This is a genomic window from Domibacillus sp. A3M-37, from assembly GCF_024213455.1.
Lineage (GTDB): Bacteria > Bacillota > Bacilli > Bacillales > Domibacillaceae > Domibacillus > Domibacillus tundrae.
Genome location: NZ_JANAVL010000005.1, coordinates 227,320 through 238,596, shown reverse-complemented (window position 1 = coordinate 238,596; position 11,277 = coordinate 227,320). Strand labels below are relative to the sequence as shown.

The 11,277-nt window shown below is 38.2% G+C and carries 8 protein-coding genes and 2 pseudogenes; 7 read left to right on the top strand and 3 right to left on the bottom strand.

The window, feature by feature from the left end; all coding sequences use genetic code 11:
• Positions 1-496: 496 nt before the first annotated feature.
• Both NLX67_RS10920 and NLX67_RS10915 read left to right on the top strand, forming a co-directional pair.
• Positions 497-805 (top strand): annotated as a pseudogene (locus NLX67_RS10920) (RCC1 domain-containing protein); the annotation flags it as partial.
• Between the two features lie 1,087 nt (positions 806-1,892).
• Positions 1,893-2,351: a P-loop nucleotide/nucleoside kinase family protein gene (locus tag NLX67_RS10915; protein WP_254311747.1), complete on the top strand. Its 459-nt coding sequence runs from the start codon at positions 1,893-1,895 to the stop codon at positions 2,349-2,351.
• A gap of 533 nt (positions 2,352-2,884) precedes the next feature.
• Here NLX67_RS10915 and NLX67_RS10910 read toward each other — a convergent pair.
• Complete coding sequence (locus tag NLX67_RS10910) at positions 2,885-3,925, bottom strand: NAD(P)-dependent alcohol dehydrogenase (protein WP_254311746.1); 1,041 nt, start codon at positions 3,923-3,925, stop codon at positions 2,885-2,887.
• 386 nt (positions 3,926-4,311) lie between these two features.
• On the opposite strand from NLX67_RS10910, the gene NLX67_RS10905 reads away from it, so the two are divergent.
• Complete coding sequence (locus NLX67_RS10905; protein WP_254311760.1) at positions 4,312-4,728, top strand: MerR family transcriptional regulator; 417 nt, start codon at positions 4,312-4,314, stop codon at positions 4,726-4,728.
• A 472-nt stretch (positions 4,729-5,200) separates the two neighbouring features.
• Here NLX67_RS10905 and NLX67_RS10900 read toward each other — a convergent pair whose 3' ends face one another.
• Entirely contained in the window at positions 5,201-5,512 is a 312-nt protein-coding gene (locus tag NLX67_RS10900; RefSeq protein WP_309143125.1) for a site-specific integrase, read from the bottom strand.
• A 345-nt stretch (positions 5,513-5,857) separates the two neighbouring features.
• On the opposite strand from NLX67_RS10900, the gene NLX67_RS10895 reads away from it, so the two are divergent.
• Positions 5,858-6,958: a molybdopterin-dependent oxidoreductase gene (locus NLX67_RS10895; RefSeq protein ID WP_254311745.1), complete on the top strand. Its 1,101-nt coding sequence runs from the start codon at positions 5,858-5,860 to the stop codon at positions 6,956-6,958.
• Positions 6,945-7,664 carry a hypothetical protein gene (locus tag NLX67_RS10890; RefSeq protein ID WP_254311744.1) on the top strand — a complete coding sequence of 240 codons (720 nt, stop codon included), beginning with the start codon at positions 6,945-6,947 and terminating at the stop codon, positions 7,662-7,664. Before NLX67_RS10895 ends, NLX67_RS10890 begins: the two co-directional genes overlap by 14 nt.
• A 349-nt stretch (positions 7,665-8,013) precedes the next feature.
• On the opposite strand, the gene NLX67_RS10885 is transcribed toward NLX67_RS10890, so the two are convergent.
• Positions 8,014-8,604: a branched-chain amino acid aminotransferase gene (locus tag NLX67_RS10885; RefSeq protein ID WP_254311743.1), complete on the bottom strand. Its 591-nt coding sequence runs from the start codon at positions 8,602-8,604 to the stop codon at positions 8,014-8,016.
• 67 nt (positions 8,605-8,671) lie between these two features.
• On the opposite strand from NLX67_RS10885, the pseudogene NLX67_RS10880 reads away from it, so the two are divergent.
• Positions 8,672-9,277: pseudogene (locus NLX67_RS10880) on the top strand (DUF4317 family protein); the annotation flags it as partial.
• 524 nt (positions 9,278-9,801) lie between these two features.
• Positions 9,802-11,040 (top strand): serine/threonine transporter SstT, encoded by a 1,239-nt coding sequence (gene sstT, locus NLX67_RS10875; protein ID WP_254311742.1) that lies wholly within the window; start codon positions 9,802-9,804, stop codon positions 11,038-11,040.
• Positions 11,041-11,277 lie beyond the last annotated feature (237 nt).

The following is an 11,277-nucleotide window of genomic DNA, read 5'->3' as shown; positions in this document are numbered from 1 at the left end:
CCTTTGAAAAATACTATTTCAAAAAACTAAAACAAACCAGATTAATTGTTACATATACCGATTCACCAAAAAGACGTAAGAACCATTTTTTAATTGCCAAATACAGGCTTGTAACATTTAAATACTCTTATTAAAGGGCTAAAATACATACAAAGCAAAATCACCCATAATAGCAATTATGAGCGTCAGGATAAAGGAGAAAATTAGGTTCAAGATTGTAAAATATTTTTATCGAAAAAGAGTTTGGAATTAATCCAAACTCTTTTAGTCGTTTTATTTTTAGGCTCTGTTAAACACTATTGTTGATTTTTGCGGAATGCAGTAATTTAAGCAATAGACCAATACTGTTGAGTAAAAGGCTTTTCGATAACATACTTAAAAGAAGGGCTCGTTCAAGGATATTGTAGGTTTTCTTGTTTAACTAACGAAGCAGGTTAGCATAACAAGCAAAAGTGATACAATTAAAAAATAGGTCTTGTTTTCAGGTAGGTAAAATATGGTTTACAATTCACCGAAAGAAGCGGAGTTAAAAGTGAAAAATTTGGCTAAATATACCATAGAAGCGGGGGCTCGTCATACCGTTGGGACTAAATCTGATGGAATGGTGATGGCTGTTGGTGATAATAAATATGGACAATGTGACGTAAGCGAGTGGCACGAAATTGTTTCGGTCGCGGCTGGTAATGTTCATATGGCGACGAACACGGGGAATGCTCATACAATCGGTCTTAAATCGGATGGGACTGTGACGGCAGTGAGTTTGAATAAACATGACCAATGCGATGTAAGCGGATGGCACAGTTTGCAACTGCCAAACAATTAGTTTACGGATAAATGGGTACAGTCCCTGCAACTAATGAATCAAAAAAGGATTAAACATAAAAGATATAAATTCTTTATTCAATTAACGGGGGCAAGAGTTTAAGAACCAGCTGCTGTTCCAGCCGGTCTTTTTTCTTCCCCAACTAAAGGGTCAGTTTACTTTAAGAAGGATTACTTTAACAAACCCTAGAATAAATAACAAATTGAATTTTTAATGTAGGCTAACGGGTGCTTGAGCACAAGATGATTGTCACTGCGGCGGTCTTTTTTCTTATTTAACTAAAACTGAACGATACGATTACGAAGGTCAGGCGCAGTGTTTTAATATAGAGTTGGAGTCGGAGGAGAACAATAGAAGGAAACAATATCACTTAAAGCAACCGAATAAGGATTCCATCTTCCGCCGAAAAACCTATAGCCATAAATTCTTGACTCCCCGACAGTCGTTAAAAAAAACCAGAAATTGTCTCCGTTACTAAGCCACAAATACGTGAAATGATACAGACAATCTTGAAGACCCCAGGGATTCATTCGAGGTTCACTCCTTATTGAAATTAGACTTTTAACCAGTTTATGCTCAGGGTCAAAGCTTAGATTGGATGTATGCCTAGTAGCCCACCTAAATTCAAATATCAATGAAGAAGCTTATATGAAATTGTTTATGGATTGGGAAACTATTTTTATTGAGAACGGTATCTCTAATCCAAAGGAAATTATGAATAGTTTAAATAAGCCACGGAGTTGTTCAACTCCCATGTAAGAACGAGTTTCCTTACATAATCTGTGGTGCAGTGGTTGTGTTGCATGGATGGCTAACGGGGTGCTTTTATTTAATATCTCGGCTGTCATTTCGGCAGCCTTTTCTTATTCAGCTAACGGAGCAGGTTTGTTAAAAAAGGAAAATAAACGAAATCGGTAGAATAAGTAAACTGGATATAAATCTTAACGTCTAAATATTAATAAGAGGAGAATATCTAGGGGAACTAACGAAGTAAAAAGTTTAAACTAAAATAATTGCGGGGGTTAAAAAATATGAAAAATTGGGGACTCTATACTTTTTCTGTGGAAAAATGGGAGCTGGAAAATCAACTAAATCAAAACAATTGGCGATAGATAAACATGCGGTACTGTTGTCTGAGGATGAATGGCTTTCATCTCTTTATCCCAATCAGATTGCATCATTTGAGGACTATCTAAAATTCTCAGCGCAGCTCAAGCCGTTGGTGAAAAAGCATGTCCAAAACATATTAAGTGTCGGTACAGATGTAGTGATGGATTTTCCAGCTAACACTCAAAAACTGCGAAAGTGGTTTTTGGATATGGCGTCAGAGGTCAATGCAAGCCATCAACTAATTTTCCTTAATCTAAATAACGAGCAATGCTTACGTCAAATTGCACAAAGGCGTATCGAACAACCAGAAAGAGCAGCTTTTGACACGGAAGCGGTGTTTATTCATGTTACTAAATTTTTTGAAGCACCAGAGGCATCCGAGGGTTTAAATATTTTAGAGTTTAGCGGAGAAGAATAACAAGGAGTTCAATGATTCGTGTGTATAGAGTACCTTTTTTCTGGGAGGTGCTCTATTTGATATAAAATGAAATGTGAGTAAGAAAAGTTTCACTGTATATATGTTAAAATCGATGTAACTTTGTGAAGTGGTACACTTAAACTCCCATGTAAGAACGAGTTGCCTTACATAATCTGTGGTGCAATGCTTGCGCTGCATGGATGGCTAACGGGGGCTTTAGCTTAACAAACCAAATTAACAAGTCGGTTCCTTAGCGCACAGGAATTCGACTTTTTTTAGGTTGTAATTTGCTTAGTGTATAATATCCGCGTTTTGTCGGCAGGACCCCTAAAGGAAAAAGAATAAAAAAATGAAAGGAAATAGGCAGCTTTCTGTTCAAAACCGAACAGAAAGCTGCCTATTTTCGTTTGAAAACAATTAAGAATGTAAAAACGCAAGTTTTTCAGTGCCCTCAATAAAATTCAGGCGGTGTTTTTGTATTTAAATTGTGAGATACTCTCGAAATTACCAGTAGAAATTATCATTTACGCAACTCAGATTGTGCTAGTGTTAATCACGAATCGATATTTCACATCTGAAGCTAAGACGCGTTCGTAGGCTTCATCAATTTGGTCGGCCGAAATGACTTCAATCTTAGGAACAATATTGTGTTTTGCACAGAACTCCAACATTTCCTGAGTCTCACGGATGCCTCCAATCATCGAACCTGCAAATGAACGGCGATGACCGATGAGAGAGAACACATTTACTGACAATGGCTCTGCAGGCGCACCAACGTTTACTAGAGTACCATCCAGCGTTAACAGTGAGAAGTAAGCATTAATATCGATTTTTGCACTTACCGTATTAATAATTAAGTCAAAGGTTCCGGCAAGCTTCTCGAATGTTTCTGGATCGCTTGTGGCATAGTAGTTTTCTGCGCCAAATTGTAAGCCATCTTCTTTTTTACTTAATGTTTGTGACAGAACAGTGACTTCCGCACCCATCGCATGTGCAATTTTAACGGCCACGTGGCCAAGACCGCCCATACCAACAACCGCTACTTTTTTGCCTGGACCAGCTCCCCAGTGGTTCAGTGGCGAATATGTTGTAATGCCTGCGCAAAGTAATGGTGCTGCGGCGTCAAGCTCAATGCTGTCAGGAATTCTGACTGCGAAATCCTCAGTTACGACAATGTGGGTAGAATAGCCGCCTTGAGTTGGTTCGCCGTATTTGTCAACACCAGCGTAGGTAGGGACATTTCCTTTAAGACAGTATTGTTCTTCTCCTTTACGGCAGTTCTCACATTCGCCGCAGGAGTCAACCATACACCCGACCCCTACCCGGTCACCGACCTTGTACTTTGTGACCTCGGCTCCTACATCCGTGACGATTCCCGCAATCTCGTGTCCAGGTACGAGAGGATAGTTCACGGGTCCCCATTCGCCATGAGCAGTATGGATGTCCGAATGGCATATGCCTGCATACTTAATTTCAATCAGAATATCATGCAAGTCCAGATCGCGTCGTTTAATTTCGGCTGCTCGAAACGGTTTGTCTGGACCGTCGACAGCTCGTGCTTTAGCAGTTACCATAAAAAAATCCTCCTACAATTCATATTTTTCAAGAGAATGTGCTTGTACCAGGTCTAAATGAATAAATCAGTTTAAAAATTTTTTCATTCATTTCTATTCCTGCTTTTTCCCCTTGCAAAACAATGTTAATCCTTATAGTTAACTCTAGGTCAAGTGGATAGCTTATATTTTTTAAAAGATTCCTGCCCATACAGGTTTCATATCATCTATCAATATAGCCCTGTAGCTAGCTGCATTCTTTTTTTAGTAAGCAGATCCCCGTTAAACAGAGTCTATTTTTACTTTTCCTATGATTTGATTTTGACATTCAGCAACTACCATGATAAGATTTCCGCAAATTCTAAAGTTAACTCGAAGTATAGATAGTGCAAAAGGGGAGATAAATGATGAAAACATATTCTATCAGCGAAGCTGCGAAAGAATTGAATCTTACCGTGTATACCTTGCGATACTACGACAAGGAAGGACTTATGCCTTTTGTAGAACGGACACCCAGCGGAACACGATTGTTTAAAGAATCCGATATCGGCGCTTTAAAAATAATTAAATGTTTAAAAGCCACCGGGATGCCTATTAAGGAAATTAAAAGTTTCATTGATTGGTGCTCTGAAGGAGATGCTACTCTGCAGCAAAGATACGACATGTTTATGGAACGAAAAGCTAGTGTAGAGGCACAGATGGAAGAACTAAGAAACACAAGGGAAGTCATCGAGCATAAATGTTCATATTACAAGACTGCTTTGGATGCAGGAACGGAAGATATCCATAAAAACGATAAAATAGGAAGTTCCATTACTAATTGAATCAATTTCATAATTCTGAGCCCATGCCAGACACGGCTTTCAGCCAATAAAAAAAGGAGTACCTCCCCAAATGTCGAAAAGAGTAAGTAACGACACAAACTCTCGAGATCGGAGGAAGACTCCCTATGCCTATTATACGACAAGAAAGTCTGTTTGACCTGTAAGAATTATACGATTTATCACCTACCCAGCGTTTTGAAGCTGTTTTTTCATCCATATTTGATATTTCAGTAAACCCTGCTGTATCAATGTTTTTCAGATAAGTTAGGTCTGACCTATCACATTTAAAATTAAGAAAACCGCGTCTTTCGCTTTGACAGGGTAGAGGTCGCTGGTTCGAACCCAGTAGGAATCATTGGGTGTTAAAACCCTTGAGAGAGCGTCAGGAACACGGTTTCTCTACGAAAAGATCACTTCTTCGGGAGTGGTCTTTTTTTGTATTTTTTTAACCGTGGCATCCGTTTGGCAACAATTAATATGATGGTGGAGAACCAAAAATTGTTTGATCCAATCGGTCAGATGCATCCTGTTGCATGTTGGGCAATAAATGGCCATACGTATCCATTGTAGTCGTGATTTTGCTGTGTCCAAGTCTGTCAGCGATTAACTTCATTGGTTCATTTTGAAAGATCATTAAGGCAGCATGTGTATGTCTTAGATCATGAAAATGAATACGAGGTAAGTTTGCTTCTTCAGTCAACTTTCTAAAAGCTCGTAACAGGTTTCTTGGATTAATAGGTTTATCTATAGAAGACTTTTGTGAGGATAATTGATAATAAGGAATAAAAACAATGTTAATGAAAAGCCACTCAAAAAATTGAGTGGTTGTTTAATTTAATCGATATATCTTCGCGCACCTGCATATTCCTGTTTATATGTAGTGGTGTTTGAAGCGCTTACTAGCCGAATCTGTTGAAGTGAAGAAGGTGAATCATGATCAAATAAAAAACAAGCCTTCTCCTTCATTAAGGGAAGGTTCGTTTTGTAAGCTTTAAGCTGATACGAAATGGACGCAGAAAGAGATAAATAGTACAATGTTTGAAACGTTTTAGAGAAAGTACTTACACAAGCGGCTGCTTTTTTGGCTGAAGATGTTCATTATAAATGCTAAGGGAAGGTGGCTTAAGTCATGCAGTGGCTACGGATAATCCATTTGATTCATGGCGTTTTTTTTATTTTCATGCTCTTGTCAGGACTTTGTCTTTATATTGTTGCAACGAGGACTTGGTTTAATCAAATTGGTTTTCCACTTGTTCAATTTCATTTGCTCACCGCTTGTTTTTATTGCGGACTGGTCCTTTACAGTCTATATAGGATAGGTCGGTATTTACTAAAAAAGCCTCCAGTTAAAAAATTCAATTTCATTCTTAATCTTCTGTTCTTTTTGATGTGGATGGCCTCGGGATTACTTATGTATTTTCAAGCTTATTTGCTGGCAGAGGTTCGAAATGTCGCAGTCGTCATTCACGATTGGACAACATTTTTATTTTTGCCTTGGGTTTTAACACATACAATTGGCCACCTTTTTAACGTATCCCTTCCCTGGCCGGCATGGTGGAAAAGACGAGCTGCATTGCCGCCAATCATTGAAGAAAATATGCTCGAACGTCGTGATTTTTTAAAGCTTTTTAGTTTAGCATTTCTGTTCCTTCTCATTGGGAGCTGGTTCAAGTGGCTGACACCAATTTTAAATGTTACTGAAGCAGAAAATAAACGAAGAGGATACTTTCGAATTTATAATGTGACAAACGATTTTCCTCGTTATGAAGATCGCGAATGGTCCTTAACGATCGATGGTTTGATTAATAAAAAGGAGAGTATTGGTTACACTGATTTATTGCATCTTCCATCCACTACTATAATTGATGACTTTCATTGTGTTACGGGTTGGAGTGTGAGGAACGTCGAAATGAAAGGTGTTCTCCTAAAAGATTTATTTGATGCCTATGGTCTCGAAGCTAAAGGTAAATTTGTAACCGCTTACTCAGGCGATGAGGTATATTTTGATTCATTTTTAACTACCCAGTTAATAGATGAAGAGGCTCTGCTTGTGTACGAAATGGATGGTGAGTTTCTGAAACCAGCCCAAGGCTATCCATGTCGTCTCTATCATCCAGATATGTATGGGTATAAATCAGTTAAATGGGTTGATCGCCTTGAATTTAGTGGAGAACGAAAAAAGGGCTACTGGCAACAAAGTGGAGGGTACGATTTAAATGGTTACTTATAGACCAGTAAAACAAATTTTTATTCTGATACTAGCTTTGATTATGGGTATGTCCCTTTCTTTTTGGCTAATACCTTCAAAAATGGATTATGAATGGAATATTTGGCGCGATCGAACGTTAGAGTGGGAAACAAAAGATTATGAAATCAATGGTATATATACATTCGATGGGGTAAAAGCAACAACAGAGGTTGGAGATTGGTCTGAAGGAAACAGTCAATTTAACCTCACGTCTGTTGTTTCGGACGATTCAACGTTTCAATTTCAAGTTTTTTTTGAGGATGAGAAAATTTTTATTGATTCCGGTGGTAAATGGTTACAAAATGATATCAACTCTCGTTTTGTCGAAGAACTCACCCCTCTGTATCACCCATTTGAATGGATTCGAGAAATTTTGAATGAGGCTGATAAAGTAGAGCGAATCAAGGATGGCGATAAAACAACTTTTCGTGCAATCTTTGACTCTTTTGAAGAGTTTGATTTTCGTGGAACGCTTCTTAGCAAGCAACATAAAACCACATTAATAGTTATAGAAAAAAATGGAGTTATTCAATCAGTGACGTTTGAGGCTCGGCCAATTAGGCCGGATTCTGTCAGTATATTAGATCGTTATCCAAAACAGATGAGTTATAAAATAGATTTTACTGAAATTGAGTCTGCACAATTCGTGTTACCTAAAGAAGCTTACGAAAGCGAACTAATGGAATGAAGTTATCCTCAAGATGTAGAACAAACAAATGGCAAATGAAACACAACCGTTGTGTGTTGTTTACTTTTAAGAATTATATGATTGATCAAGAATTAACTGGTATCTTTGACGGCGGAATTATAAATGCGGCAGAAACAGAGCAGGAGGAATCACCCTGTATAAGCTTAATTTAACAGCGGAGGGGAGTTCAAGTACGCGAAATACTTCCTTTGCGCTGCGCACCTTCATAAAAAAGACAGCAAATAATATTTCATTTTTGATGTTCTTATTCAATAAACGGGTGGCTTTTGTTGAATAAGGAACACAAAACAGCCCCCATCTTTAGTTGGTGGGGGCTGTTTATAATTACTTAATTATCTTCTTCGATTGTTTCAACAAGAATAAACAGAAATTGATAGGTGAGGCTTAAAGCATCGCCTAAAGACATCTCTTCCTTAAATCCTTCTACACTATTCAAGGAAAAATTGACATCCCATAGTCCATCATCGTGGTTGAACATTAAACTGTATGTTCCAATCTCTCCTTGGAGTTCATTATTTAAGTAAGCCTTTAACACATTCCCCATTTTCTTCTGAAATTTCAAGCCAAGCAAGGCATTGTATGTTCCGAACACATCATCTACTTCCAATGAAAGTGTCTCAACTCCGATTAATTCAAACCATGAAGATTCGAAGTAAAGGAATTCGCTTTTATTGATTTTTAGGTATTCAAGGGGTTGTGATAAAAATGCAGCGGATTCTTCCGAAATCAATTCTTCGTTTTCTTTATTACTGCGCTCGATATAAGCATCAGTAAAACGGGTACTATTTTCTTTTTCTACTATAGTAAAATCATTTGTCAAGTGATGTCTTTCTGCATATTCCTTTTCCTCTTTAAACAATTCAACCTTATTCCCACTTAAAGCTTTTGATATGTATAGTTCCATTTGTTTTTTTAACATGGTGAGTGTCCTCCTAGTATCTTTTCATACTTGTTTCATTCAATCATAGCATATAAACCATGGGTTAATTGTTGAAAAAGTACTTAAAGACCGGCAATATGAAATGGATATTGTCGTGACATTCATTCGAGGAGAATATGTGAAGCCAATGAAACGCCCAAGCGAAGAGGCTGAGGAGAGTGAACGAGATGCCGTTTACTCCCATTTATTTATTTTATGCAGTATAAATAAAACGCAAGAACCAAAAAAAGAATTGCTTTTTGACTATATCGGGAAGGAATTCAAGTACAATGTTGTGATAGATCCTGTCATCAATCTCGATGCTCCAGTAGCAGGGCTTCTTTTTCCCTGTTTCACCGATAATGCTGCGGATGTCAGCCACATTCTATATTCAGCAGGCAAAGCACACGAGCCTGATCATCAGTTCGTAGAGGAAGTATTAAATGGTGAATAGAAGATGACTGCAAAAGAGGATAAAACCGCTTTTGAGGAAATTGTAAAAGACGTAATAGGTGATCAACTAAACACGTCAACACTCTCCAATGTATATGAAGAAATTAACCGTGTGATCGAAGAAATTGAAGATGAAGAAACGCCAAAATTAGACTACAAAGACGTAGAACATATTTTAAAGATGAGCGGACTAGAAGATGTAAATACAGAAAAGGAAGAGTATAAAAAGCAGAAAGAAGAAATCATAAAAGGTGTAATAAAAGCGATGTAAAAGAGTTTATTGAGAAAATGGGCAGTTTTTTTGAACAATGAGATGGAGGCTTTTTCTTATAGATATGAAAACATGTGTCACCGAGGTGGACATCTATTCATAAAGCCTTTATATTCCAGGGAGTTATACATTCTTTTAAAAAAGTAACCGACCCGGAAGGAATTTTCGATACATATATTGTTTAGGTTTGTTTTTATAAGAATGTTCTAAGTATTACAACATTTTTTAATAATATAAATAGTATTGTAATATACAGAAAAAATATTATAATACTATTTATTAGAAAGACAGTTGTCTTTTTCAGGTGGAATAAGTTGGAGAGAGGTTGAGGTTGGTACATATTTAATAAAAGTCGGCTATGATTCAATCGTATCTATTTGTAATAGATTTCTTTCTATCATCAGGGTATAGGAAAGGAATAGCTCAACAGGAGCAATGTTATAATTTTATCTTAAACTAATGGGGGAACATGTATGAAAAGTATACTGCAGAAGTGGAATCAGGTAAGCCTGGTCAAACAAATCATTATAGGTTTGATTATTGGTATTATCCTGGCTGTCACGATTCCGGAAGCAGCAAAACCAGTTGCCATTTTAGGCTCTTTATTTGTGGGTGCTTTAAAAGCCGTTGCGCCTGTTTTGGTACTCGTCCTGGTTATGTCGGCCATTGCTCAGCACAAAAGCGGCCACCAGACAAATATGAAATCGATTATTGGCTTATATCTTTTAGGAACGTTTTTGGCAGGCTTAATCGCCGTTATTGTCAGTTTTATTTTTCCTGTCAGCTTATCGCTTGCAGAGGGCGCTGAAGGTGTTACGCCTCCTACCGGTGTGACGGAAGTCTTGAAGACATTACTGCTGAACGTGGTTGATAATCCGGTAAATGCGCTTGTGAATGCGAACTATATCGGGATTTTAGCCTGGGCGATTGTTCTTGGTTTGGCGCTAAGAAATGCCGCTGACACAACAAAAACGCTCATTTCGAATTTTTCGGATGCGGTATCGAAAATGGTTGCATGGGTGATTAAGTTTGCGCCACTGGGAATCATGGGTCTAGTCATTGAATCGATTACAACAAATGGACTTGAGTCGCTGCTCAGCTATGGGAAGCTGCTTGCCGTGTTGATTGGCTGTATGGTTTTTGTGGCGCTGGTTGTTAATCCAATCATTGTGTTCGCAGTGATCCGCCAAAACCCTTATCCGCTTGTGTTTAAGTGCTTAAAGGAAAGCGGAATTACAGCGTTCTTTACACGCAGCTCGGCTTCAAATATTCCGGTTAATATGAGATTATGTGAAGATTTAGGTTTGGATAAGGATAGTTATTCAGTCTCTATTCCATTAGGTGCAACGATCAATATGGCCGGTGCCGCTGTTACGATTTCTGTATTGACACTTGCAGCGGTTCATACTCTTGGCATTCAAGTGGACATTCCTACGGCCATTATCCTGAGCATGCTGGCAGCTGTATGTGCCTGCGGTGCTTCCGGTGTTGCCGGCGGATCTTTATTACTGATTCCGCTGGCATGCAGTCTTTTTGGAATCCCGGCTGATATTGCTATGCAAGTCGTTGGTGTAGGTTTTATCATCGGTGTGTTGCAAGACTCGTTTGAAACGTCCCTTAACTCGTCCACAGATGTTCTTTTTACCGCAGCAGCTGAATTTAAAGAGTGGCGTAAAGAAGGGAAAAAAATAGACATCCATAAAGCAGGATAAAGAGAAATCCTTTTATCTGCGATTGAACGGTCCCTCCAACTGTTAGTTTAACAATTGGAGGGGCCGTTTTTATGGGAAAATAAATGATTGCCGGCAAAACCAGCGGCCAGAAACGTATATAAAAAGCAACGACTTTTGCATTCTTAATGACAATGTGAGCAATGTAGCAGAGGATAAAAAGCTAGGTACTCGGTGAAAAACCGAGTCCTAGGCGGTCCTTGTTTTAAGGGGTACCTA

Coding starts and splice junctions, on each gene's coding strand:
- NLX67_RS10910 (WP_254311746.1), bottom strand. CDS start 3,925: ATGGTAACTGCTAAAGCACGAGCTGTCGACGGTCCAGACAAACCGTTT.
- NLX67_RS10915 (WP_254311747.1), top strand. CDS start 1,893: ATGGGAGCTGGAAAATCAACTAAATCAAAACAATTGGCGATAGATAAA.
- NLX67_RS10905 (WP_254311760.1), top strand. CDS start 4,312: ATGAAAACATATTCTATCAGCGAAGCTGCGAAAGAATTGAATCTTACC.
- NLX67_RS10885 (WP_254311743.1), bottom strand. CDS start 8,604: ATGTTAAAAAAACAAATGGAACTATACATATCAAAAGCTTTAAGTGGG.
- NLX67_RS10895 (WP_254311745.1), top strand. CDS start 5,858: ATGCAGTGGCTACGGATAATCCATTTGATTCATGGCGTTTTTTTTATT.
- sstT (WP_254311742.1), top strand. CDS start 9,802: ATGAAAAGTATACTGCAGAAGTGGAATCAGGTAAGCCTGGTCAAACAA.
- NLX67_RS10890 (WP_254311744.1), top strand. CDS start 6,945: ATGGTTACTTATAGACCAGTAAAACAAATTTTTATTCTGATACTAGCT.